At 41.4% G+C, this 25,250-nt stretch carries 27 protein-coding genes; 5 read left to right on the forward strand and 22 right to left on the reverse strand.

Annotated features, from left to right (window positions below; translation table 11 throughout):
- Window positions 1–165 precede the first annotated feature (165 nt).
- The 6 genes from MHI24_RS03425 to MHI24_RS03450 all read right to left on the reverse strand — a co-directional run bounded on the left by MHI24_RS03425 (window position 166) and on the right by MHI24_RS03450 (window position 5,255).
- Complete coding sequence (locus MHI24_RS03425) at window positions 166–267, reverse strand: AAA family ATPase (protein WP_340024159.1); 102 nt, start codon at window positions 265–267, stop codon at window positions 166–168.
- 275 nt (window positions 268–542) lie between these two features.
- A complete protein-coding gene (locus MHI24_RS03430; RefSeq protein WP_340026592.1) occupies window positions 543–1,025 on the reverse strand; it encodes a hypothetical protein in 483 nt (160 codons plus the stop codon).
- Window positions 1,001–1,660: a UvrD-helicase domain-containing protein gene (locus MHI24_RS03435; protein ID WP_340024160.1), complete on the reverse strand. Its 660-nt coding sequence runs from the start codon at window positions 1,658–1,660 to the stop codon at window positions 1,001–1,003. Before MHI24_RS03435 ends, MHI24_RS03430 begins: the two co-directional genes overlap by 25 nt.
- 5 nt (window positions 1,661–1,665) lie before the next feature.
- Window positions 1,666–3,303, reverse strand: a complete 1,638-nt coding sequence (locus MHI24_RS03440) for an AAA family ATPase (RefSeq protein ID WP_340024161.1) — start codon at window positions 3,301–3,303, stop codon at window positions 1,666–1,668.
- A 219-nt stretch (window positions 3,304–3,522) separates the two neighbouring features.
- A complete protein-coding gene (locus MHI24_RS03445; protein WP_340024162.1) occupies window positions 3,523–4,443 on the reverse strand; it encodes a hypothetical protein in 921 nt (306 codons plus the stop codon).
- Window positions 4,444–4,922: 479 nt separating this feature from the next.
- Window positions 4,923–5,255 carry a DUF6809 family protein gene (locus MHI24_RS03450; RefSeq protein WP_340024163.1) on the reverse strand — a complete coding sequence of 111 codons (333 nt, stop codon included), beginning with the start codon at window positions 5,253–5,255 and terminating at the stop codon, window positions 4,923–4,925.
- 108 nt (window positions 5,256–5,363) lie between these two features.
- On the opposite strand from MHI24_RS03450, the gene MHI24_RS03455 reads away from it, so the two are divergent.
- Window positions 5,364–5,582, forward strand: a complete 219-nt coding sequence (locus MHI24_RS03455; RefSeq protein WP_036733492.1) for a helix-turn-helix transcriptional regulator — start codon at window positions 5,364–5,366, stop codon at window positions 5,580–5,582.
- Between the two features lie 121 nt (window positions 5,583–5,703).
- On the opposite strand, the gene MHI24_RS03460 is transcribed toward MHI24_RS03455, so the two are convergent.
- Complete coding sequence (locus MHI24_RS03460; RefSeq protein ID WP_340024164.1) at window positions 5,704–9,546, reverse strand: AAA domain-containing protein; 3,843 nt, start codon at window positions 9,544–9,546, stop codon at window positions 5,704–5,706.
- Between the two features lie 480 nt (window positions 9,547–10,026).
- On the opposite strand from MHI24_RS03460, the gene MHI24_RS03465 reads away from it, so the two are divergent.
- Together MHI24_RS03465 and MHI24_RS03470 are read left to right on the forward strand one after the other, a co-directional pair.
- Window positions 10,027–10,899 carry a M12 family metallo-peptidase gene (locus tag MHI24_RS03465; RefSeq protein WP_340024165.1) on the forward strand — a complete coding sequence of 291 codons (873 nt, stop codon included), beginning with the start codon at window positions 10,027–10,029 and terminating at the stop codon, window positions 10,897–10,899.
- A 61-nt stretch (window positions 10,900–10,960) separates the two neighbouring features.
- Window positions 10,961–11,281: a hypothetical protein gene (locus tag MHI24_RS03470; protein WP_340024166.1), complete on the forward strand. Its 321-nt coding sequence runs from the start codon at window positions 10,961–10,963 to the stop codon at window positions 11,279–11,281.
- Window positions 11,282–11,304: 23 nt separating this feature from the next.
- Here MHI24_RS03470 and MHI24_RS03475 read toward each other — a convergent pair whose 3' ends face one another.
- The 5 genes from MHI24_RS03475 to MHI24_RS03495 all read right to left on the reverse strand — a co-directional run bounded on the left by MHI24_RS03475 (window position 11,305) and on the right by MHI24_RS03495 (window position 15,545).
- Entirely contained in the window at window positions 11,305–11,793 is a 489-nt protein-coding gene (locus tag MHI24_RS03475) for a DUF4304 domain-containing protein (protein WP_340024167.1), read from the reverse strand.
- 34 nt (window positions 11,794–11,827) lie between these two features.
- On the reverse strand, window positions 11,828–13,222 hold the full coding sequence (locus MHI24_RS03480; RefSeq protein ID WP_340024168.1) for an ADP-ribosylglycohydrolase family protein: 1,395 nt from the start codon (window positions 13,220–13,222) through the stop codon (window positions 11,828–11,830).
- Complete coding sequence (locus MHI24_RS03485; protein WP_340024169.1) at window positions 13,207–13,803, reverse strand: hypothetical protein; 597 nt, start codon at window positions 13,801–13,803, stop codon at window positions 13,207–13,209. The genes MHI24_RS03480 and MHI24_RS03485 overlap by 16 nt, the downstream gene beginning before the upstream one ends.
- 140 nt (window positions 13,804–13,943) lie before the next feature.
- Window positions 13,944–14,609 carry a hypothetical protein gene (locus MHI24_RS03490; RefSeq protein ID WP_340024170.1) on the reverse strand — a complete coding sequence of 222 codons (666 nt, stop codon included), beginning with the start codon at window positions 14,607–14,609 and terminating at the stop codon, window positions 13,944–13,946.
- A gap of 18 nt (window positions 14,610–14,627) precedes the next feature.
- Window positions 14,628–15,545 (reverse strand): YafY family protein, encoded by a 918-nt coding sequence (locus MHI24_RS03495; protein WP_340024171.1) that lies wholly within the window; start codon window positions 15,543–15,545, stop codon window positions 14,628–14,630.
- A gap of 105 nt (window positions 15,546–15,650) precedes the next feature.
- Between MHI24_RS03495 and MHI24_RS03500 the strand changes: the two genes are divergently transcribed.
- A complete protein-coding gene (locus tag MHI24_RS03500; RefSeq protein WP_340024172.1) occupies window positions 15,651–16,142 on the forward strand; it encodes an effector binding domain-containing protein in 492 nt (163 codons plus the stop codon).
- Window positions 16,143–16,264: 122 nt separating this feature from the next.
- Here MHI24_RS03500 and MHI24_RS03505 read toward each other — a convergent pair whose 3' ends face one another.
- The 7 genes from MHI24_RS03505 to MHI24_RS03535 form a co-directional block, all read right to left on the reverse strand.
- The gene (locus tag MHI24_RS03505) at window positions 16,265–16,807 is read right to left on the reverse strand and encodes a DUF1648 domain-containing protein (protein WP_340024173.1); all 543 of its coding nucleotides are present in this window, start codon (window positions 16,805–16,807) and stop codon (window positions 16,265–16,267) included.
- 346 nt (window positions 16,808–17,153) lie between these two features.
- On the reverse strand, window positions 17,154–17,906 hold the full coding sequence (locus MHI24_RS03510) for a hypothetical protein (protein ID WP_340024174.1): 753 nt from the start codon (window positions 17,904–17,906) through the stop codon (window positions 17,154–17,156).
- 79 nt (window positions 17,907–17,985) lie between these two features.
- The gene (locus MHI24_RS03515; protein WP_340024175.1) at window positions 17,986–18,246 is read right to left on the reverse strand and encodes a helix-turn-helix domain-containing protein; all 261 of its coding nucleotides are present in this window, start codon (window positions 18,244–18,246) and stop codon (window positions 17,986–17,988) included.
- Between the two features lie 14 nt (window positions 18,247–18,260).
- The gene (locus MHI24_RS03520; protein WP_340024176.1) at window positions 18,261–19,256 is read right to left on the reverse strand and encodes a hypothetical protein; all 996 of its coding nucleotides are present in this window, start codon (window positions 19,254–19,256) and stop codon (window positions 18,261–18,263) included.
- A 115-nt stretch (window positions 19,257–19,371) separates the two neighbouring features.
- The gene (locus tag MHI24_RS03525; RefSeq protein WP_340024177.1) at window positions 19,372–20,298 is read right to left on the reverse strand and encodes a hypothetical protein; all 927 of its coding nucleotides are present in this window, start codon (window positions 20,296–20,298) and stop codon (window positions 19,372–19,374) included.
- Window positions 20,299–20,474: 176 nt separating this feature from the next.
- Window positions 20,475–21,113, reverse strand: a complete 639-nt coding sequence (locus tag MHI24_RS03530; protein ID WP_340024178.1) for a hypothetical protein — start codon at window positions 21,111–21,113, stop codon at window positions 20,475–20,477.
- Between the two features lie 27 nt (window positions 21,114–21,140).
- Window positions 21,141–22,427 (reverse strand): alpha/beta hydrolase, encoded by a 1,287-nt coding sequence (locus MHI24_RS03535; protein WP_340024179.1) that lies wholly within the window; start codon window positions 22,425–22,427, stop codon window positions 21,141–21,143.
- A 167-nt stretch (window positions 22,428–22,594) separates the two neighbouring features.
- Between MHI24_RS03535 and MHI24_RS03540 the strand changes: the two genes are divergently transcribed.
- Window positions 22,595–23,188: a TetR/AcrR family transcriptional regulator gene (locus tag MHI24_RS03540; RefSeq protein WP_340024180.1), complete on the forward strand. Its 594-nt coding sequence runs from the start codon at window positions 22,595–22,597 to the stop codon at window positions 23,186–23,188.
- A 108-nt stretch (window positions 23,189–23,296) separates the two neighbouring features.
- Here the strand turns inward: MHI24_RS03540 and MHI24_RS03545 are convergent, their stop codons facing one another.
- From MHI24_RS03545 to MHI24_RS03555, 3 genes are read right to left on the reverse strand one after another with little or no spacing between them, the layout of a single operon-like run.
- Complete coding sequence (locus MHI24_RS03545) at window positions 23,297–23,989, reverse strand: SAM-dependent methyltransferase (RefSeq protein ID WP_340024181.1); 693 nt, start codon at window positions 23,987–23,989, stop codon at window positions 23,297–23,299.
- A gap of 17 nt (window positions 23,990–24,006) precedes the next feature.
- A complete protein-coding gene (locus MHI24_RS03550) occupies window positions 24,007–24,702 on the reverse strand; it encodes a metallophosphatase (protein ID WP_340024182.1) in 696 nt (231 codons plus the stop codon).
- A 14-nt stretch (window positions 24,703–24,716) separates the two neighbouring features.
- Window positions 24,717–25,250, reverse strand: coding sequence for a hypothetical protein (locus MHI24_RS03555; protein WP_340024183.1), 534 nt, complete (start codon window positions 25,248–25,250; stop codon window positions 24,717–24,719).

A 25,250-nucleotide genomic window follows, 5' to 3' on the forward strand; every position in this document is an offset into this window, starting at 1 on the left:
TAGGGTTAGTTTACCCAAATTGGTGGGGGAAATCTCTTCCTGTGTCCTTTAGGCTTCCTCCATCATCTATTTTTACAAGCAGCTTAGCGAATGAAACAGTATACTGTCCTATTCGGCTCCCGATAGCCCAAGGAATCTCTCAATTTCCCTTGCACATTTATTAGTTTATCTCTCTTCCTCCTTAACCACGCAGATTCCCAAATTCACAGCTGTTGTCGTCTTGCCTACAGAGCCTTTTTGATTAGCCAGGGCACTTACCCTTGTCATCTCATTCCCTCCCTTTAACGTATAAAAACCGACTGCGCTAAATTTCAGTGCAATCGACTTTTAAAGGTTCTTCATTTAAACGGGTAATGCCGTCACTAATACCTTCTGAACTATTTTCAGCAAATCGATCAAGTAATTTCAATTCTGAGGCCAAATAGGACCTTTCTCTCAAAAAAATTTATGAATAAAAAACGGAAGCACCAAACTCTTAGTTGAGCTTGGTACTACCCTAACTTATCAGGTAACTTTATTCCCATACCTATTCCTTATCAGCATTAGGTCACATACTTATTAAGTCCTTCAAAATCAGTCGCTTGATTATAGTCAAAGACGATTCCAACACTGAACTTCGCTCTAGTTAATGCAACATACAGTTTTGAGCGGCTCGTAGAAGCTAAGTCAAAGGTGTTATTCTTAATCCACTTAATAATGGGTTGAGTTGGATATATTAATACCCTTTCGAATGTAAGACCCTTAGATTCGCCAAAATTAACACACTTGTAATCTTTATTTACCGTTTCTCTGATGCTGTCTCTTAATTGAACTGGGGTGTAGCTTTGTAAATAATGTTCAACATCTTGTTTTCTTACTAAAAAGATCCCGTCATGTCCCGTCACTTCATGTTGGTTTGATTGGCATGAATTATATTCAGGAAATAATTTTGAAGAATAACTACAAATCAGATCATTATTTCTATGGGATACATTTAACGAGTCTTCATCAATTTCACAATCTATCCTTCGACACTCGGTTTGAATAAACTTTTGATACGCCCTTCTTTATATCGATCATACTTTCTTTCAATGTGAGTTAGATATGTTACCTGACGAGGATCGCCTACGAAGAGCACGCTTGAATCACTCTTTAATAGTAACTTTACAATCTCCAAGTCATATCCTGCTAGGTCTTGGATTTCGTCAATAAAGATATGCGAATAGATACTGCTTAATCTCTTAATAACGGCACCGCCGCTTCTTTCATTACATCTGACAACCAATTTGGAAATCTTATCTGAGTAAACTTTAGAGTCGCTTGTAAAGTAGTACTGTTTAAAGTGAGTAATTTCACCAAAGTAAACCCTACGTGTTCCCTGAACATATCTCAAAGCCGATGGTTCATTTACTAGAAGCATTCCTCGAATTGGCTCATCATATAATCCTCCCTGATAAGGTCTAATTCCATGTTGTAGCAAAGTGGAAAACCAAGTTTGAATTGTAACATGAGATGGAACGCACCCATTCAATTCAACAAACTTCTTACGAATTTCGGCTTCGTTTGCTTGGGTATAAGTTGTAATAAGTACATTTCCTTCTCGTAGCCTTATTGCTTCATTTACAAGAAATGTTGTTTTTCCAGAACCAGCAGCTGCGATAACCAGTCTATTAGTTTTCATACTGATTACCTTATTGCATCTGCGATGTATTCAGGAAATACCACAGATTCAGCGGTTTCGAATATTTTCAATGCACACTCGGTTTTATTAGACTTCATATATTTATACATATCATCAACGTCTGCATATTCTGTTCCGAAAATAGTATTAAACTTGCTGAGCTCATTAACCTTTAGCAGTTTTGGTTCCAATGTATTGTAGTTAAAGGGGCTCTTTCCAATAACTAAATTACCTTCATCTACAGTCGGATCAAAACAAATTTTAATACCTTCATTTTTGTCATCACCCAAATAGTCACTGTACTTTCTATTAACAGCTTCTACGTCTCCATAATTATCTGTAACGACTGTTACAGGTTTGTTAAGCAATACCGCGATCTCTAAGAAACGTAAGAAAGAAGTGCCTACCGAAATAACATCGATTTCATCTTGAATAGGTAATTTACCTTCATTTGAAAGCATGTATGCTTTTTGAACTACCAGTTCATCGGAATCTCCCTCGACTAAAATAGCCTTCTTGCAGAGAATCAGCCGAAGGGTATCATAACCAGCGACCTTCTGAAAGAAACTTTTTGTATCAGGCTTTAGATTATTGAGCTTTATAGCCTTTTTGTCGTTTAATAAAATCAAGTTGCCTAACCCCAATTTATTAGCTACGAAACTACTATGAGTAGAAATAATTATTTGTTTATCTTGCTGATTCTCCGTTATTTTTTTTATAAACTGATTTAATTTAGTATGTGATAGGTGGTTTTCAGGTTCTTCAACTAAGACGACTGCAGCTTCTCTTGTTCTCCTATGGCTTAGAGCCAACTCAGTTTTCACAATACATTGCTCGCCTTTTCCAACGAAGTGAAACGGTACGTCATCAAGATACGTCACCAAACTGTTTTCCCAAGCATTCTTAGAAAGCAGCTCAACAGAAAGCTCGACTTTCTTTCCGGTTAGAACGGCGGTTTCTTGAATTTTCGCATTAATAGCTTGAATTGACTCTGAACCCATGAAATTATCTCGCATTTTTCTATGGGATTGGGAAATATCCACTATATCTGCGGGTTCCAGGTTATCCCGAACAATTCTAGAAATATAAATATCAGATCCATTTTGATATCGATTACTTGATGAATCAATCATGGCCGATTTTAGTGGTATGCTTTTTGGCGTTATTATCTCCCTAGCAAATGTAGACCAAACCAAATCGTAATATTCAATGGGTAGTGTCTTTACATCTCCTTTACTAACTAATTGTTCATATTCAGCTTGATACTTTTCATCGAAGCAAATTTTAAGTGAGATCCCACTTTCCTTCGCACGATCGCTATTGCCATTACCCTCTAACAACGCTATATTATCACCACTCAAAAATATTTCAATTAATATGTATGGTAACTCGTGACTTTGTCTCTGCTCCAATTTTGTTAAGTATTCGCTTACAACAGTATTATTGAAATAATACTGTGTTAACTCATTTTTGATTTGTCTGCCATTAAGAAGACCAGTGAGTGCTAAATGAATCGCTTCAAGAATCGTACTTTTCCCTGCCTCATTGTTGCCTACTAGGATGTTCATTCCTTCACTAAGTTCTAAAACGAACTCCCCGCAGAAACTCTTAAAGTTCTGGATTTTCACTTTTTTTATTATCAATTGTCTTCTCCCCCATTCATTCTATCTAAATAGATTATTACTAGGTGCTCTATATTTAGAGTACTTCGATTGGCTCCTTACTCGGTTTAACTTGCTTCTTCAGATTTGAACTTAAAAACCAGAGCAACAAAAGCGAAGCGAGGAGATGAGATAATCCTTTGTTGTACAAGGGATCACGGCATTTTTGTAGGGTCGAAAAATGGTTCGCATAATATTATGTTATGAGTTATCAGATGAGATCCTTGAATATTCGCTAAGTAAAAATTCTTCTAGAGCATGTTCAAATTGTGTACTTTTAGTTATCCCTGTTATTTGTATAATTTCAATTGTTTCTTTTCCATTTGTACTGTTCAAATCCTGTAATATTTTACTTCTATTTATTTTTTGAATATCAGTCGTACCACCTAAAATACTCAAATTTTGTTTACGCTTAAGTATTGATAACAACGAATTAATTTTGTTAGTATTGAGACGCTCACCTTTATGGATTAACACTGGAGAATCATCGTTAATATCTGTAATATTCTTCTTCATTTCGTTTAGCTTTTCCCACAATCCATCATTCAAAGAAATCCACTTGTAGGCTAATCTATCTTTTCGTAGGTTATTGATTCTTTTTTTATCCAAATCAACGTCTGACCAGTTGAGCTTTATTAAGTGATCTTGTTCAAATATCAAATGGTAGGACATCATTAAAATTAGGTGAAGGATGATCTTGTCTTCTTCGGAGTCCTTGTCACTATAATTTATCTTGTCACTTAATAGAAAAGATAATTCTTCATTAGAGAAAAACTTCATCTGTTTCTCTACTTTTGTTAGTTTTAGCGTTCTTAGATAATCATTCAGCTCAATATACTTTAAAGTACTAAGATGTCCATACTCTTTAAGAAAGTTCATAAAATTAACTACTGTAGCTCTGGCTGTAGAACTTCTTCTATAACTAAGAAATGATGCTATATCTCTTGGTACGAAAAACTTATCCAATCCATCAATGATATTTGAATTATTTATGTAGTTTTCTATATAATAATTAATGTCACTCAAGTATCTTTGTTTAGTTCGTAAAGAAATTTGATTTTCCTTTTGATTTAGATACTTAAGAAAATCAAGTTGTACAACGTTTTCTATTGAAGGTATCATTTTGTTACTCCTTTCATTTGATTTCTGGTAAACGTCATATTCACGAAATTTGTCAATCTAAAGAATACAATTAATTAAACGAACTGCCGAGACTCAAATTTCACCTATAGGCTATACTTATTATACAATGTAATGGAAAAATATTACGAGCGGTAATCTTACGATTTCAAATTAATAAGCTTCCTCCAATACTATCAGTCCAAACCCTAACAAAATAAAAAGAGGCCAATGCATACCGTTAGACACATTGGCTTCTTTACCTCAGACTATTTCGAACAAATACCCGCTCCGCTTTCTTCAATTGCTTTAGTGAATTCTCAAAAGAATACGGAAACCTACCTCGAAGCTCAACCAGCTTTTCTACCTCTCCCAAGGCAATAGCTTCCTTAATAGCAGGAATCCACTTCTCTTGAACAATGCCCCAACTTTCCGCTTGAAGAAGCTCGTCAATCAGCATAGGCAATTTAGAATTAAAAGTATCATAATTCTCTCCCATCCGACTTTATTTGTTCAAAGATCAACTTCTCCTTAGTCTGTATAGGTTTTGTCTTATGTTCCAATACTTCAATGAGCATCGCAGCTCCCGTTCTGAATCCAAGAGTATAGGCAGAAGCGGACGAGATAGAGATCAGGAGACTGTTCAGATCCATGACTTCTTCGAGCACGGTGAAGTCTTCTGAAGACAGCTTTGCTTGCAGAATGTTTATACGCTCCGAGATTAGCTTAGAGTTCTGTACATACTCGGGATCATTTAAACAGATTTGTTCATTTGGGCAGATTTTACCGTAATATAGATCTTCTAAAAGACTCACTTGTAACCCCTCCCAAAACATCATCTCTTTGATTACATTAGCGAATTTTTCGCTAAAATCAATAGCGAATAATTCGCTAAGATATGCTTGCGTTGGAGGTGTTCAAATATGTATCAACGTATCCGGGATTTACGCGAAGATAAGGATTTGACGCAAACTCAAATGGCGGAGTATTTGCAATGCAGCCAGCGGATTTATAGTAATTATGAACGCGGTGATGTCGATATTCCCACTGCAATTCTGATCAAGCTGGCAGATTTTCATATGACGAGTACTGACTACTTACTCAATCGAACGAACCAAAAGAAGCCCTACTCCAAAAGTTAAATTAGTATAATGCTTAGATACTGTAGGGTTCAAGATTATCTAAGAACAGACACCGAACAAAAAGCTCAGTGGCGAACTCCATGAGCTTTTTGTTCGGTGGTACCATTGCTTCTAATTAATGCTATTTCAATTTAATATGAATATATCTTTCTTTTAAATACTGAATCATACTATCTTCAACGATCAAACAACTTACTTCATCACGTTTGCTAACTTTCCCAATCTTGGATAACCAGTTATGAGAACCTATAAACAAATACTTATCATCAACCAACAAAATTTTAGAATGAATAGGAGGAATATATTGAAGTGCTTCTCCCATTACCTCTTTAAGCTTTGAAATTGATAGTTCAATATCTGATTTTCTTCCAAGTGCATAATCCTTCATAACAATACTGTTGATATTATGGATATCGATCCCTTTTCCCCCTCTATATCCAAAACCAATTCGGATCTCCACGCTTCTAGCCATCGCTACTTCAACAATACCAATAAACTCTTCATTAACCACGTACGGCATAATCCAAGGGGAGAAGATGACTATTGACTTAGTGGCATGACGAATTGCTTCTATCAATACCTGATAGTGTTCTTCTGGTGTTATAATTAGATGTTGCGGTATATGTTCACGAATGTATGTAGAAAATACTTCATTTTCATTCTCCATCCTATCAGTGGGAGTAGTAAACAACGCAAAGGAAATAGCTTCTAAATCGGAACTTACAGTATGAAAGTGTTCGTCATAGGGGCTAATACCTACACCCTTGTCCATAATAATCCTAAGAACATGATGCAAATGATTATGTTTAAGATTGGAAATAACATCAAGATTCCCAACTAACACAAACTGTTCTTTTGCACGGGATAAAGCTACATTTAGCATATTAGACCGCCCCCCAATAAATGCAGCAAGTCCTTGTTTTTTTGAAATGTTACTATCGATGACTGAGCTGAAAATTATATATTTCTTCTCCTGCCCTTGAAAGGTATGTACAGTGCCGATATCTACTCCAGCAATGGATGCTTGCAGCTTTTCTTTTTGTTTACTAAATGGAGTTATAATACCGATTTGCCCTTTAATATCTTCACCATACTCCTTCACATAAGCATCTACCAGATTCTTACACACCTGCACCTCCGAAAGATTAAAGTGGGCTCTGCCATCCTTTAAACCTCGTACGTCTATTGCTACCAAATTTCGTTCAAACAGCTTGTCATGGTTGTCTTTATTAATGATGGTAAGTATGTTTCCATAAACATATTGATTCGAAAATAACATTATACTTTCCTCGCATCGGCGATGCTCGGTTAAGATCATTCCTTTTCTCTTTCCTTGGTAATCGCATTCGTATATATCCGAATTAAGATCAACATAACTTTGAGCACTATTGCGCTGCACACAGAGCGTATTATGATGTGTCTCCGGTATAGGCTGGAATTGCTCAATCACATTGCTTTTTAAGAGCCTTATAGGCTCCAATTGCTCAATATCCCCCACTATTATAGCTCTTCTGGATCGAAACAAAGGGCTGCTCAAATAATGCGGCATAATCTGACCCGCTTCATCAACAAGTAAGGTGTCAATTAGTTGCGGCAACAAATGAAAGGTTCTCTCTCCGAAGGAATGTAAGGTAGAAGTGGTGACTGGAAAACAAAGAAACATTGTGTCCCAGAGACTCTGAATCCCTTTTGCATATTGAATGTCTCTCTTGTTTCCTTCATTGAAAAAAGGATTGAACCAGCTGCCTTCACATATCAAATTCAAGTTATGTATCACTTTTTCTGCATGTAGTAAGATGTACTGTTCTGTCACTCTCAAGGAAAGTAGATACAGCTCGTGGCGTTTTTTTAGAATAATAGGATTGCACGAAAAGTCAAATCTGCTGTTTAATGAGATTTTCTCTAACTCCCATTTATCAAAGAGTTCTTGTTCCTTTAACATCTGTGATTCCAACATTTCAATCGTTTTATAAAGAAATTGCAATTTCCGTGTCAATACCAGTTGCTCCATTTCTTGATCAGCAAGCTGTTCCTGAATCTCTAATACAGTCGAATTCACAACATTAAGATCGTTTATGCATGATGGTAATCGCTTATTAAGTAATTCTTGCTCCTCGGCCTCTTTATTCTTGATCAAACGATTTTCAATATAAGTTTCAGATGGATATTCCTTGAAGAAAACTTTTCTTTTTGGAATAAGCCACCCATACCAACTCCTCTTCTTCCACTTTAGATATTTCTCTAATATACTGTAGCCTTTCTTGATTTCTTCGGGTATGACTCGCAATCGCAACTTGGTTTCTTCCACTTTCTGTTCCAAATTTCTGATATTATGTTGTGAGTCTGTATATCTGTCCTTCAGATCATTCATTGATATTTCGAGTTCATTAATCCTTTTTTCAGCCCCCTCCCTTTCGCTTAAAAATCTTGATCTATCTTCAGTTATGCTTATAAATGTTATTTTATTATCACTATAGAAACGAACAAGCTCCTCTCTTCCTTCAATGAATCGCTCTATATCACCATACATATTTTCAAGTTTGTTATATGCATCATTAAATTGAGTTTTTACTTCAGGCAGAAGATATTGGTTGTATTCAGCTTCCAGCCCTTTAATAAACATAGGAACAAAATTCTTCATAAATGACTCTTTATTAGTGGCATTGCCTAATCTTGCGCAAAAGAAGCCGTTAATTTGCTCATTTTCTTCTTTGTTAGTTACAAATTGAGAAAAGTATTCCACTTCTTTAAGTAGCTCTAGCCCAATATTATCCACGGCTTTATTGTTGGTGCTAGTTAGAACCATCGAGTAAGTTCGTTCGCTACCAGTGATCGGATATCGATATAGTTCGCTGCTTCTCTCCTTAAACCGCTCCCATGGCTGCTCCCATATTTCAATCAGTCTCCTTGCTTTTTTAACCATATTATCGGCGAAAATTTCTTTGAGCAGCGTGCTTTTCCCTGTACCTGGGGGGCCGTTTACCGATAGAAGAGTGTGATTTTGAGCTGCATCAAGCGTATGCCACTGCTTCTCGTTGATCGGATACGAACCAGAATAACTTCCATAATGAAATAACTTACCTTCTTCTGAGTTGTTATACTCTACAGTGGATTGTCCCCCTATTAAATAATTCAACAACAGCTCTGGAAACTTTACTTTCTCTGAAACTAAATCAATAATACGTTGAATCTCCTTTTGAAAAATCGGTCTTGTCATGTCTTCCAATGTTTCATATGTAATAAATGCCTGATTAAGTTTCTGCCAGCCTTCATAAGATTTAAAGTGTTCAAGGGCTTTCCCGTATCTTGATGATAGCTCTCTATTCAAAATATTTATGATTTCAAACATATTCGTTTGTTGTGTATAGTCATTTGCACTTAGCAATTCCTGTAAGTTAGTCTTTTCAAGCTCAGCAACCTCAGATGTTGAACAATTTGTGAGCTTAGCGATAATTATTTCTAAGCTTTCTCTATTGATAAAAAAACTATCTACCTGAAGTTTTTGATCCTCAAATCTGCACTTAAACGTGATCAGGGGCTTTATCGTTGTCTCTTGTTTCGTTTTTTTCTTTAAAAGTGGATAGCAAATTGTTGTGGTATCCACTAGTAAATTTTTTATAAATTCTTCAGTATTCACCCTATTATCCGCGTATACGAAGGAGATCCAGGATAAAAAGTCGGCTATCTCCATTCCTCCTGAAACAACAAGTTCAATACTAGATGTAAGCTCAACGTCGCTGTACTTTCCTTTCTTAAGCTGATTTTTTATATCCTTGTAATCCGTAACCTTTTTGAATATAGTGGTAACTTTCTTACGGAAAGAATATTCTTCTAAAGTACTGGTATTACTCAAATAATCATCACTAAAGAGTTCTCCTTCCACCTTTGAAAGCGAATTTTCCATTAAGGCTGTCATTTTCTCATATTCAATAAAATACCTAAGTACGGTTCTCGCATCTAACAAGGAACTAACCTCCAAAAAAACAAATTTCTATAAGATAGTTTCATTATAGAACATTTAAAGATGTTCTATAAAGTTAGTTACCGATAAAAAAGCTCCTCCTATTTTTTAGCATAATCTTTAATGATAAAGGATTCACATGAACATCTCATCAATGACAAGTCAAATAACCTACAGATAAGAAGATCGGCTCGTTCTCCATCTACAGCTTCCTACCCATGTATACCAATCCACAGTGTTGTGGGAATGGAGTAGTAATTTTTTGCGATACCTTCTGTTAGTGTAAAAAGTTCTTCTTCAAATTCCGAAATTTCTCTTCAATAACAAACAGTTTTTTTCACATTTGCTATATGCCTATAAAGTAATCTGTTTTCTATTAGTTCAATAATTTTCTATACTCAATATTAGATTTATATATATACGTAACTTTAGCATAATGGTAATATTTCCTTGTTACATAATTACCCAATTCAGGAGGTATTGATGAAAACAAAAAAATTCTTTTTAACCACAACAGCTTTGCTACTGTTCTCATTGTCTTTAGCTTCAACCGGCTTTGCCAGCAACAATGAACAAGAAGCTTCAAACCTAAATAATGACGTGGAGATTCTTTATTCAAATAAAGAATTGGGGGGACCGCCAATTAACTACAATAGGTTCAAAACTTCTCAAGAAAATTACACACCAATTGTTGAAAGATCTTCAATTGCTACGGTGTATGATGAAAACGGTAACATTGTGAATACACACGTTATAGAAAAAAACACTACTGAAACTGAAGATAACAATATAAACTCCCGGGCTTCTTCCGGTAGATTATGTAGAGTCTTAGTTGCTGTTGATGAAGAATACCGTGCGAAACATAGTAATTGGATTTCATTAACAGAAAGTATAGTCGAGGGAGCAGACGATGCTTTCAACAGAGATTTTGGTATTGATTTAACAGTTGCAGCTTATCAATATTGGAATTCCAGTGGCAGCAATGGTAAACAAATTCTAAATAATTTAATGTCTTCTTATTCATCAAATAGCTATGACTTTGTTATTGGTTTTACAGCCGAACCTGATTTCGTTGATAATTATGGTATTCAAATTTCCGGCACTGCTCAAGAAGTAACTAGCAATCCCATATATGGTAGCTATGCAGTAAACTGGGATCAAAATGATATTTATTCTGACTGGCACTCTCTACAACATGAAATTTCTCATCTCTATTCACTTCAACACGATATTTCAGGACCTTCGCCTTTATGCATCATGAATTACGGAACCATGTATAGTACATCATATTGGGATACAGACCATTATAATCAAATTGCCGTAAGGGTTGGGTGGTATGGTACTAGCATAAACTAATATTCGTGAGCGCCATAAACTAAGTTTATGGCGCTTTCTAAAAATTTCGGAGGGGTAAATTATGAAGAAACTTCTTTTCATTATATCCGTTTGCATTCTTTTAATTGGATGTTCAAATGATAAAGTTACAAGCAGCAACAATAATATGTCCAATAGCGATCCCGTGACTTGGCTCACAATTGATGGAAAGAAATACTCTTATACCACTACTTATGAGAGTATGGATGAGACCACACTAATAGATACAGGAGACGTAACTGATAGTGAAGACGGAATTCAACTTGGCCTTAAAATCTACAAAAGCAATGTCTTCGAAGACCGTTACTTTATAAAAAGCCAAGATTATGAAACCGCATGGCGAGAATATAAATTACGCGATTAACACTGTTCATATCAACACATGGTTTACACTTCCAACCCTAACCACAAAGCCAATCCAGCGGTGAATTCTTTTTGAGACTCCAGCTTCAGTTCGTTATACACTTTAGTCATGCGTGCCTGTGCTTGTTCCATATCACCTGTTAAGCAATAGAGTGCAGTTAAATGATGCGGGTTCTCGTATATTCCAGCTTTCTCCCTTAGCTCCATTACCCGAATGACATTTTTAACCTCTTGAAACTGCCGCAGGTGAGGGAATATAAAATCTGAAATGTCTTTCGTTATTCTTTGTTTAAGTTCTTCAATGTTAGAATCAGGGGTCAATTTGTACCAATTATCGTTGTTCGTTAGCTCAGTACCGCGAATCTGCAGAACTGAACTCACGACTGTTGGAAAAGCTGGTTTCGGGTATAGATAAACTGTTCCGAATAATTCTTCCATATAGATTGCAGTATTGAAACAGAATTCGACCCCATTTTGCATGTTCCACTTGGATGATTGAATGTTCGCTGTCATGCTGCATTCCGATGCCCCCATCCTCCAAAACCATTCAAATCCCCAAATTCTCATTCACATACAACTCGCTGGGTAGAATTCGGTGCTGGTCAGTATGCAACAGCTCTGGCAAATGCCCGATACGCTCAGCCAAACGGGAGAGTTGTTGCTCATGAAAATTAGATAAGCCCGTATGAATCCGGTCCTGGAAAGGCTCAAGCCATCTCGCATCCAAGCTGTCCGGGCCGAAATACACTCCGAGCAGAGAGCCCGCAGTTGCTCCGAAGCTGTCGGTATCGTTTCCTTGCATGACCTGTTTGCATATTCCGTCTCCAGTATTCTCAGCAAATCGAAAGGTATTGATCAAGGTTCCGACTTCCTGATACACCTGACAATGGCAGTAATTCGCGTACTTCTGATGAATCCCCTGATAAGCCTCCAGCCAGTGATCTGCATTCGCTACGATCTGTAGGCAATCTTCGGTAATCTCATAGAACCTGCTCCTTCTAGGGACGAATTGCAGTGCAGTTCTTATGATTTCAAGCGGATCGCGCAGCACATGAGCGGCAGCAATTGCAGCGGCAATGAACATCGTGGCATAGATTCCCGTCCGGCGATGTGTAAAACTGGCATCACGCCAAGCCAGCTCAGCCGCAAGCGCAGGTTGACCAGGACAGGCATAACCGTAAGCATCTGCACGAATCGCTGCCCCGCATAATTCGGTATCTTGCACCAGGAAGTCGGGCCAAGCCTCTATTTCAGAATGATTGAATACTTCTCTGTCATGCTCCAAATAGCTAATTCCCGACCGAACCAGGATGGCCCTCTCCGGCCCCCAGGTTGTACTTATCGGAAGATGATTTATCCATAAATCTCTTAGATTTCTTTTCGTAAAACCCTTACCGAATTGCTCTAACGCCATCATTCCTATTAAGGTGTAGTTGATATCATCATCAGGTGCCACATAGCGAATCCGCCCGCGCGTCGTCTCGAACCATGACCAATGACGACGATCCAACGCATGAAGGGCTTGTTCCGAAATATAATCATTCAGCGGCCATTCCCCCACAGCGGTTAACGCTTGACGTAATTCCGACAAGGTGGGATTGACCTCAATCGGCTTGCCCAGCATTGAACCACAGACTGAAGCGAGGAAGCCTGCCTCTACACGCTTGGAGCTGTCCTTCAGATTCAAGACTCCGATCTGGCCCAGAGGTCTATCCGGATCGCATTCCCGCCATATCTCCTCCAATTCATTCGGCTCATAATAAGGCCAATTCTCCCGCATTGGCATATCAGCCAAGCTATGAGCGAATTCCAAATAAGCATCATAACTTGCGGAAAGCTCTTCCAATCGGGCTAAATAACCGGAGGTTTGATGCCCCTGTGCAAATTTATTACGCAGAATTCCCTCTAATTGATGTCTCAGGAACGTTAGCGATGGCAGCATGTGATAGCTCCTTTGTTGTGATTATCACAAAACCCCAAAAATTTAGAAAAATAAACAGATTTCAAAATTCCGCTGTTTATCGCTTGAATCTCCCTAATAAATTCAATGATTTTAGTTCTTATCTCATTAACAAATTCACTTTTGTGTACTCTAATATTCGAGAATGACCCATATGGCACATCTTTTAAAAGGAGCTTATCCGTTTGAATTAAATATCTATAAGGTATTTCACCGTTTTTCTCGCTTAAGATTAAAATCTCATTCTCCACTTCTATTTCTAACCAGGTCCAGGAATTCTCAACATACTTCAAGGCTAAGTAGTTATGCGAATTTAAGTAGTTGCAGGCATCGACAAGCAGATCTAAATTGGTTAGAATGAGCTCAGAATATAGCCCTTTTGCTGATAAAGGCATGTCTGGAGATGGATATGGAATGAACTCATGTCCGTCTACAACCAGAGTAAATGCCCCATAGATCTGATGCCACTCTTTATCAAATGTCGCTGTATCCACCGTTCTCAGTTCCTCTACCTGATCTTCAAACAACTCATACTTGATCTCAAATACTGGATGCTTAGACACTATTACTTTCCCCTTCTCTAGGAATTCTCCGAATACTCTATCGTCACATCTAGTTACTCATCTTCGCTCAGAACGGTATTTTTTCAAGTCACGCATGAGCTGTTGCTTTGCTTGTTTTATTTTGTTGTCCTTAGTACACCTCACAAAACAAACACAACCGCAATCACCACATACGCATACCGCACATTCTTGCTCAACATTATGTATATCATTCCATATAAAAGCGACATGAAAAACGCATACCCCCCCGTCGCTCCGCCCTGGAGCAGAATGTGGATCAGGCCCCAGGTGAGTGCGAGGAACATCCCGCCGTAAGGCAGGCCGTCTCTTTTGAATAGTGATTCACCGAATTTCTGCCCAAACGCAATCGTTAACAAGATCAACGCAGCTTCGAACAAGTAATAGACATTCTGAAAAATAAATCTCACCACGTCCTTGTATTCCTGAACCGGCTTGAAGCCCTCCCACACAATGGTTGTCGCTGCAATGGCGATCATCGATACCACCAACGCAAGCAACCATCCTCTGGCGTCCGGTGTTGCATTCAACCTCATGATGTCAAAATCATATTTGTGCTTGGAGAGCCTGATCAGGAATAACGCCATACCGCCCCACAGCAAGCAGGTAATTCCCCAGTGAATACACTGATGAAGCAGTGTATATTCGGAGCCTTTCACTCCCAAGATTGAAGGCAAAACCATCGACAATACCACTTCCAGGCCAAACCCTGCAAACGCATACAATGCTAAAGCCAGATAATCGCTTGCTCCAATTTTTTTCTCTGCCCTAACTGTGTTCGCCATCATCCGCACCTCCAGTTAACTTTAATCCTCATACTTACTCATAATCCCCCGCACATATGCCTTGAACCCGCTGCGGATCTCGGGCGGCCCCAGCACTTCACACTTGTCTCCAAAAGCAAGCAGCCGGTCATAGCCATAGTCATTCGCAATAATGGGATACTTGGCCCAGCAGTGGTGTTCATCCACCCGCAGGATATGGTCGGCACCGAACCGTTCGATTACCCGATCCATAACGGAGCGGTCCAGCCGGATCGTAACCTCCACCCAGCCTTGGTTAAGCCAATCACTCCCATCCATGGGGAGAGGGGTGAACGCTCTTGGAACGAACTGCTCCTTCAGCACCTGGAGACCGCTCATTCTGGCCAGCTTGAAGATGCGGTAGTCTTGTCTGTCCAGACAATAGCCTTGCAAGTACCAGCTGCTCTCCTTAAAAACCACCTGATACGGCTCCACCCGCCGTTCACTGATCTGCCCCCGCGCATCCGTATACGCAAAAGCCAGCACAGCATGCTCATTCATCGCCGTCTCGATCATCCCGAACAGGTTGCGCAGCGATTCGTTGCCTTGATTCAAGGACAGATCCATGACGAACGGCGCACTCGGTCTGTCCACTGCGTTGTCGGGGTAGAGAGCGTTCAGCTTCTCGGCAGCATACACCATTTCCCGTCTCCCGAACAGCTGCTTGTAGCTGTGTAACCCATTCATCAGGTTATGGATTTCTTGAGGAGTGAACACGGTTTTGCCCACCTTGTAGGACTTCATCAGACCGACACCGCCCCATGCCCCCATCAGCGTATAGATCGGCAAGCCGGCTCGATTCAGCGTATCAATATCCCGGTAAATCGTTCGTCTGCTGACTTCGAGACGCTCCGCTAACTCGCGCGCACTAATCTGCTCATGCTCCAGCAGGATCATAATGAGCGCAATCAAGCGATCCATTTTCATCAAGACCACCTCGAATCAAGTATGCCATACAGGTGTCACAGTTGGTAGATTATGCTTGCTTGGAAAACACAAATTACACTATCCAGGAGGTACATTGTCATGATTTCGACCAGAATTGAAACGAAAGACGCATTCCGCCTGATCGGCTACAAGACTACTCTAAGTGAGGGTGGAGCTGTGCACGATCCGGCGTATTCTCCGCTCAAAACAGCTTTTTTCAAAAGCACGCTGGAGAACGGCTCCATGGCCTCCCTGCGTCCCCTGTCTGAGAGTCCATACGGCTTCGCCGCGATTGCCCAGGAGGATGGAAAGATTCTGTATGTTGCAGGCGTTCAGTCGTCCAAGCCCCAGCCGGAGGCTGCGGGTGAAGTACTTTTTCCGGGAGGAGAGTATCTGGTGTTGTCAGGTCAGGGCGGGTTATCGCGTCTCGCGTTTGACCGGCTGGAGGATGAGGCATTCGGCGGTATCCTGAACGATGATTATGAGTATGTGTACACTGGACACCCGATTGCGGAGGTATTAACCAATGGCAACCCTATGGATGCTGAAGTCGAAGTGTGGGTGCCGGTGGAAAAGCGGAAGGCGGATTGAGGACTCCACTAAGAGGAAATAACGTTACGCTATAGGTAGAAGCAGCTCCGTTACGTTGTAGCGCATTGGATCAGCGGCACTCAGAATTTGAGGCGTGGCTGATCCAGCGCTCAATCATCTGCTCATGTCCAGTGGCTATCGCGCTGACCAGCCCAGTACGTTAAGGTGTAGGCGTATAGGATGATTAAGGCTATTATGATCAGGACAACGGGGATAACAAAATTAATGTTAAGCATAGCTATCATGTTTAGCTGCACAACCGATATCAGGATAACGAACAAGAAGCTTGCTGTAATCATGAAATTCGACCAGGCACGGCGATAAGATACGTCTTCTCTCCCCTGCTGCTTCCCTCTGCGCATTCTCCAATATTCAAATATGAACAGAAGTGTCCCTAACACCTGCATGATCGTAGGTATAAATACGATACTATAAGATTTATCTACATAGCGGTCTACGGTCCAACTGCTGTCGAAATGAACCGGAAGCTGGTCAGGAATCAGATCGTAGTTGCGCAGCACCATTACAATACTAACAACAATAATGGAAACGTGAATGAGGAACCACTGGCTGGGCAGGCCAACTTTTCCCTTGCGAAATCCAGGTTCCATCTCCATGACCGATGATTCGGGAGCAGAAGACAGCGTAGGCAGTAAGCTTTTCATTCTCAAATGATACCTAAAGTTAATAACCAAGGAGATTACGAGCATGGCGAGTGCGTAGGAGATCATGACCCAACTGACTTGCTTGGAATGTTTATCACTGTAGATTAAGCATAGAATGCCAACTATGAACAGGATGGTATGTAAAATAGCACTAATCCGGGCATACGACTTCCGCATCTGGCGCAGCAGCTTACTGTGGAATTGTACAACGCTGACGGTGGTCCCGAAGCTAATCGTCTCTTTTGTTAAATATGGCATACTCACGATGAGTACAATGGTAGGTACAAATACTAAGATAAAAATTATAACAGGCAGTATCGTTATATCATTCACCCCATTCAACAGACTATTTCACATAATCCTCGAATGCGATCTTATACTCAGCATACTTTTCAGGATTATTTTTTTCATATATTCTCAAATAAGCGGGTTCCCGAAAATCTATATCATTGACATCAAAATAGATGCTCTTGATATCTCCATTCTCATTATTGTCGGTCTTATAGGGTTGTATGAGTTCACCCTCCTGCTTCAATTCCATGGCTAACCTCTGAGCCCATCCATCGAACAAGTAAGCAGAGAATGAAATGTGATCATAACCGATAAATTTATACACTTCATTAATAGATGACGTCCTGCCATAATTCTCGTATAGATCGCTTGAATATATGGCTACATATCTGTAAGGTGTATCAATAAATACGCCCATGTAGTCAAATGCACTATCGCTATTAGCCGACGATGATACAGGCAATTTGAAGTCTTCACCGATATAAGCAGGATCTCTCTTCCCTTCATTGATCGCCTTCATAATTTGATCATCAGTTAGGCTATAGATATAATCGTAACCCGATTTTTTTGTTGCTGCTATGGTATCTTCATCAATTAATGTCAATGAATCTTCTGCCGTACTTGTGTTAGTTCTGCCTGTTCCAGTTTTACTGGTGTTAGGGATATCAGTAGAAGTTGAAGCTGACTTATTGATACTCGAAATTGCACTTCCTTTTTCAACTAAATCATACTTCGATAATCCATAAAATATCACTACATTTACTGTTAATGAAACTGTCAATAAAATAAATAAAATCTTAACCTTCATTCTGTATGCCACCCTCAGTTCCCATTTAATGCAACAACCCTACCATATTGTGGTGTACGTGTCACATGCTAAGAAAGTTTCATTGGAGTCCGATCGCTTCTTTAATTTGCGGGATCGATAAGCCGTTCGCTTTCAGCTCCTTTATCCAAAGAATGCGTGCGACGGTCTCCTCTCTTAAATATCTGCGTGTTAGATTCTCTTCAGCCTGCTCAAAGGGCAGCATACCTTCTTCGGTGTAATGCTTCAGTGTGCTGTAACGGGAACCTGTGATTCTCACCAATTCACCTATAGACACATACTCTGAGGCCAGAATGGCCTCCATGGAACGTTGCCTGGACATAGCTAGTTACTCCTTTACAGAGGACGCTTCGGAACAAGACGCACACCTTGAATCGGTACTCTCATCATCACATAATGCGGAATTGCATCGTATAACAAATTATCGATTCGGAGGGTCGCAATGGAACCTTTCTCAATCACCTTAACTTCATGTCCATAGGATTGCAACCTCGTAAGAACAGCGTTTATCCTTGCATCAGAATTATCGAACCAAGCCTCCGTCTCTATAAAGACAGCTTGTGCCCGCTCAAGGACAGGGAAGATAAAATTGATACTGCTGCCTGCATAGGTCTTCACAAACTTCGACTTCATGTGCAGAAACCGCTTGATCCCTAACGCCATTCCCTGATGGATTCGGCTTTGGAATAATGTCTTGGCCCATAAGTTACTGCGGTATAGATCATGCATTCTGGTATTGACCTGCTCCAGTTCATTCCCTGAAAAGAAGTCATGCATACATCCACTTTCGCGAAGCAGCCAGAGCATGCCAATGACCTCATCCGTTACCGTGCCCTCTTCCAGAATTTCTGCCCGGACATTCTCTGTAATGCTTGTATATACCCCGTTACTGCTTCGGTAGACTCTCATTTCAACACCCGCTGAATCGAAATACATGTCACTTCCTAACAGACTCGGGATCTCTTCGAGCAAATTCATTGCCTTTAGATCATCCGACATCGCAATTTCAAACTTTTTTAATTTTTTCTTGGGCAACATGGAAGCTTTTTTCAGCCACCAGCCCAGATCCCCCTGTACCTCAGCCTGATTATGGAGCAAAGGAAATAGAACAGCTTCTCTATATAGCGTTGAACTGGATTGGCCAAGAACTTCTTTGCGGAAAGTTAACTCGTTATCCGTTTGTGTAAACCATCCTTCTAAATAGACCTCCAAAATAACCGCAGCAGCCATAGCACGCAAAGACACTTTCTTAGCATTAGTCATGTAATTACTGCTACTCTGTGCGTTTAATGCGATCAGCGCAAAACTCTGTGCTAATTTCAAATCCATCATCACCATCCACCCCTCCCCATAATTTAGCCAAGGCGCGTCACTTATTACTTACTACTTATCACTTACTACTTACTCTAAGTCATTCCCCATTTATTGTCAATCTATATCCGCACCATCAGACCAATTCTTTAACCGAAATCTTATACAACATATTATCTGCACAGAACAGCACGCGGTCTTCCCGGAAATCTTGCGACATTAGTTCAAGCGGTTCGGATTTTTCATTCAGAAACTGTATCTTATGTCCTTTGGTCAAGCTTGATTTTTCAAGTTTCTTGATAACATATTCTCCGTGTTTACCGTAACCGCCGTCGAACAAGAAGTGACAACCATCCGTGCAGAACCCGGCCGAACCGGAAATTTCAGGATTCATAAACGTAACCTTGGGCTGACCGGGTCCGCCTGAGATGCAGCCGAGCAAGAAGTCCGTATAATAATAGAACCAGACCTCCTCTTCACGGACCACATTCAAAGCGTAACAATCGGCAATATCCGACACATGATCTTCGTACAATTTGTTGCCATGCTCATCCCAGGCCACAAGGCCGTGTTCACCGACAGGCTGATCCCACCCGTTATTCCCGAACACGCCTTCGTCAAAATAGCTGGTCCAGATGGTGCCCTTCTCCGTCACTTGAACATTCTGAATCCCGTCTCCAAGCAGGAACTCACGAACGGTACGTCCTGTATAATCACACACTTTGGCGTTCAGATCATATTGGCCTGCACCATAATACGTGCTGCGCGCTCCAACCAGCAGCAGATGTCTGCGAAGCGGCTGAACATAATGATAATTGAAATGCTGGTCCGGAAATGTAATTTCATCGATATAATGTTGGCTTTCTATCATCAGAACCTTGTAGGTATGCGGTTGCTGCAAAGCCGGTTGGACGAACATTCCGCGTTTGCGTTCCGGGATCTGGTTAATCAGCAGGACATATACACAGCCATCTCCACCTAATTGAGCCGAGACAATCTTGAATCCTTTGGTATACTCCGAAATATCTGCAAAAGGCTGCAGCGTCACTGTTTTATGAAACATGCTTCTTCCTCCTTAAGGTCTGGTATAAATCCATCCTCTGTTCTTTTACCGTATTATGTCAGAGTAGAGGGGACCAGAACATGGCGGAAGTATGGCGAAGCTTGGGAAAAAACGAAAAGACACTAACATGGAGTTAGCGTCTTTATCGATTCACTCTATTTTTAACGTATCTAGCCTTATTTAAAAAAGGGTTTGCCTACAGGAATCCCCCTGCTTCTGCCGCCGAGCAGCAGGCCGTTGATGCAGCTATACAATCCGGTAATGGTGACGATAAGCCCAAGCCACTGGAGGAGCACATTCCAATGGGTGCTTAGAATATTCAGGCTCACTAGCCCTGTAAAAGTAAGGAAGCAAGCCGCCGCCATATAGCATATAACCGTCACTTTATCCGCGCTGGTACGGTTAATCCATACCACAGGCAGGATGGAGATCCCGCCCAGGATGAAGGGAAGTGCTGTCATCTGGGTAGAGACCGGCCAACCTATAATGTCTGAGAAACCAATCGTTATGTTGGACAAACCACCAACTCCCCCGAACAGGGTGGCGAAGATCAGGAACACATTGCCGTTGGTTGAATCCCCTTTACAATAGTACAGGATGGCGCCAATCAGGTAAGGGATAAAGCAGGCGATCTGCACCATCCCAACTGCCATGATCGTGGGTCCGGTGAAAATACCGGCGTAGATTCCCCAAAACTCCATAGTTAGCATGGTGAAAATAAAGGTTAAGGCTGGTCCGGGATTCCCGAGCTGATCCTTTTTTCCGGCAATCCTGATGTCTTGAATTGGACTATCCTGAGTGTTTAATGGTTGCATATTCGCCCCTCTTCTCAAGCCTGGAATTTACTGTCCGGCATATCCTAATACTTCATCAAGCCAGTCCATTTCAATCTGGTTCTTGAGCAGCAGATTGTTCTCCGTGCAATGCTGTTCCCCGCCTTCATAAGCCATGGTCAGATTGAATCGGTTCTTAGGGTTCTTCAGCATGGCAAAATGCTTCCGTTCCTCCTCCAGCTGATCAGGTCCAAATTCCCCTTCGCCGATCATGTTCAGCACAGGGCAGGTGATTTGCTCTTCCAGGCCCAATAAGGAGCCTTGGCCCAGGTAATCCATCCACTCCGCAATCGTCGTATTCTTATGCCCGCATCTTGCGCGGAAATCGCCTTCCAGGACGAATTGCGCCGTCGTGTTGGCCGGATCGATCTGGGATTCCATGTCACGGGGGTAAGGCTTGCTCGCATTGAACCCTAGAATCTGCAGGATTTCAGGCTGCATGGACCAAATCACAGGACTGGCGATACAAGCGGCGATCCGCTTCTCGAAGCAAGCTGCCCGCATCACGTAGTATCCTCCAAAGCTATGGCCGATTAGGGCCATACGATCAGGGTCCACTTCCGGACGGGTTAATGCATAGTCAACAACATAACCAACCGGCACTTCTGCATCCATGCGGATGTAGAGATCCGGATTTTCCCAGATGGCTGCTTTTTGACCTGGAACCTCAAAGATCAGCAGATTGTAACCGCGGCGAACCGCTCCGGCGCACTGGAAGTAGATCTCCTCCAAATAGTTCTCGCCGCCGCCCATTCCTAACAATGTCGGTCTCCGCTCACCGGGCGCACCGCCTGCGATGAAATAACCTTTCATCACTCTGCCGTTTTCGTAGGGGATATCCACGGGTTCCATGATCGGATCAGACAGCTTTCCTACTTCTTTCCACAAGGCACGCGTCCGCATACATGATTCTCTGGTAAGCGGGTCCGAATCGCTAGTGTACATTCCCACGCAACCCCAATAGACCGCCGCACGCATGAAGGCTTCACGTGCACTCACTTTGTGCCCTTTTTCGAGACAGTCCCAGCCTTTGGCCTCCATCCGCTCAGCTAACGGCTGCCACGCAGGTGCGTAGGTTGAGAAATCGCCGTCCACAATATGCGAGGCAGCTTCGAAGCACTCACCGGTGGATACACCACCATAGGCTTCTTTAGCCAAAGTACGGGTGAAATGAAAATCCATATGCGACACGAACTTGTTGGCCATGCCAACGGAGTGACGAAAAATCGACTCGTTTTCGGCCACTGCCTGGCCTGCTAACTTTGCTGCAGATTGCTTGTTTTCTTGATTGGTCATGTCTTTTCTCTCCTTTTTATTTATGATGATGTCGGTGAATAATAAGGTACGTTAGTACCTTATATGGTCATTCTATAGGGAATGCGGACAAAATGCAAGTGATTAGATTGTTTGTGGTACTATATTATGGTGGAAATGATTCGGACCAAAAATAAGGGGTTGTTGTGATGAATGAAAATGCGAGCCGACGCCGGGGGGCTATCCTGGAAAATGCAATTTTAGATGAGGCTTGGCGGTTGCTCAATCAAATAGGTTATAGCAAGCTCACCATGGATGACGTGGCCCAGGCCGCCAAAACCAATAAAAATGCGATTTATCGCCGCTGGCCCCAAAAATGCTACCTGATTCAGGCTGTTATAAGCCGGCAAGCTCCAGCATTAGAAGGAGAGATCAGGGATCAGGGTTCTTTAAAGGAGGACTTAAGGGCACTATTCAGGGTTCTAGATCCTATCTTTGAAATCATCAAGCCTGATGATCTGCGGGGTGTGATTTCGGATATGTTTTCGTATACGACTTATTTCGATTTATTCAGCTTTGTGAATCAAGACAACGATATCCGTAAATCAATGGAAGCTATTATTACGAGGGCTAATCAGCGCGGGGAAATCTCTCTTTCAACCGATACAATTTCGGAGAAGGCTCTAAATTTACCGTTTCTGCTAATGATCAATGAAATTATATTGTATGGAAGGCTTAATGAAGCTGGCAGCGAGGATATTATTAATAATATTTTGCTTCCTATTTATGAGGTACATAAGTAGTCTTTCGTGGAGGACCGGACACCCGATTTCGGTGGCGCTGACCCATAGCAAACTTATGGATGCTGTAGCCGAAATGCGGGTGCCGGTAGAGAAGCGGGTATCTGTAATCTACAGCGTGATCTTCAACATGCTGTTTGCTCCCTTTTGAAACTCGTATCGGGCCGTTATTTCTTCAGTTGAACAACCCTGTTGATGTATGAAGGTGAGCAGCTCATCTAATTGACGATATCTCTCCCCTGAAAGGCTGACTAAAGGAAAAATCCGAATTTCCTGTTTGGTTACCCGAAGTAACTCTTGAATCGCCTTCCTATGGAAATCAGAATCAAGCCGGTCTGAATACATAAACAAAAAGTGTGCAGACAGTGTCATATCAAATTGCTTATCCTTGAATGGAAGCGAGGGCAATGCGGATGCAATATAACGCCCGGGATGGTTTTTCATACCCTCTGCACAGTCAGCTAGGGCGCGGTATCTATACTGCTTTAGTTCTTCAACGGATTTGAAATAATCCCATACGTAATTCGTCTGGGCACTTTCCATTTTGGTCATGGCGTGCTCTAAATCCTTCATGCCTTTTGCGTGAAGATCCTCATAGTCATGATAATAAGCGATATCCGTTGCCGTTACATCGGCACCCAATTTATTTGCATGCGCCGTGAACGAGCATGCTCCAGCGGGGCAATCCAGAATGGACCGTCCCTTCAATTCCGCCTGTGTTAAATTAAACATGGACATATATTCTTCAAAAGTCCTTCCAATAAACACGATACGGCTTAAATCCAACTTAACCTCTTTGCTCATCTCAGCTCACCTTTCCTCTACTCATCTAGTCTCACCCTGTCCTCATACAACAGCACCTGTTCATCCGGCAGCTCCGCATTATGATGATAATGCCCAAAATACCATTTGCAATAGTCCAGTCTAAACTTTATTTCGTTGAAATACGTATGCATTGAATCTGCTTCCACATTCGTACGATAGCGCTCTTTGATCCACTGAAGCGCATCATAGGAACAGGTATGGGTCAATACATAGTCAACCTTCCACTGGTTCTTCTCCAGATTGCGTGTGCCTTCCTGGTACTCTTCGGAGCTTGGCATTTCGCGTTCCCACCAGGACACGCCAGCCTTCCTGTACTCCTTGTCATGAGAAGCCGCCCCGCCAAAGGTGAAAAAGCTTTTCCCTCCGATCTCAAAGACCTGGCCGCGCATTAAATGAATGATACTAGGGGTAATGTGATGCACCTGGCCGCCGTTCCATTCGGAGACTGGATACGATTCAAGCAGATCAAAGTTCTCATGATTCCCGTCAATGAACAGGGTGGTCCACGGTTTCTCTGTCAGCCATTTGAGCCAAAAGCGATCCTCCGCATCATCTGCCCACAACAAGCCAAAGTCCCCGACAATAATAACATAATCCTGCTTCGTCAGCGCCCTGCCTTCAGGAAAGTTCCTGGAGTTAAAACGGCTGGCCACACTGATGGAGCCGTGAATATCGCCTGTTATGTAGATCATGGAATCTCCTCCTTTCAGAGGGCGTTTGATTGAATCACAAAAGCATATTTCTTCTCCTGCTTCTCCCAGGATGCATTTATGATAAAACCTCTAAATTCCTTTTTGTCTTTTTCATAGTAAGAGCTTAAAGCAGAAGCGATGTGCGTGTCTAAATTGAAGCTATACACACCTTTCTTTGCAACATAGGGAACATCGGTGATTTCTTTGGAAGTATATAAATAATCTCCATTAGCATCAATTAATCCATCGCTTATGGAAAGTGTATCTGGCGGATTCGATTCAAAATCAATTGAAATCTCTTCGCCAATATTCAAATATTGAATGTCTGAAATGTTCTCACCCGCGAACGCATAGGAAAACGGTGAAGCCTTCTGATCGGATAAAGATTCCTTTTGATCACTGTTTAGAGTCGCATATTTAATATTTTCTTTTCCGCCAAGAATGGTAACGCTACTCTTAGGACTGCCAACACACCCGGTAAATGCTACAAGTAATGAACTTAAAAGCATACTAAATATTATTTTTCTACAGCGATTAATAAGTATCAT

The organism is Paenibacillus sp. FSL K6-1096, assembly GCF_037977055.1.
Classification (GTDB): domain Bacteria; phylum Bacillota; class Bacilli; order Paenibacillales; family Paenibacillaceae; genus Paenibacillus_AQ.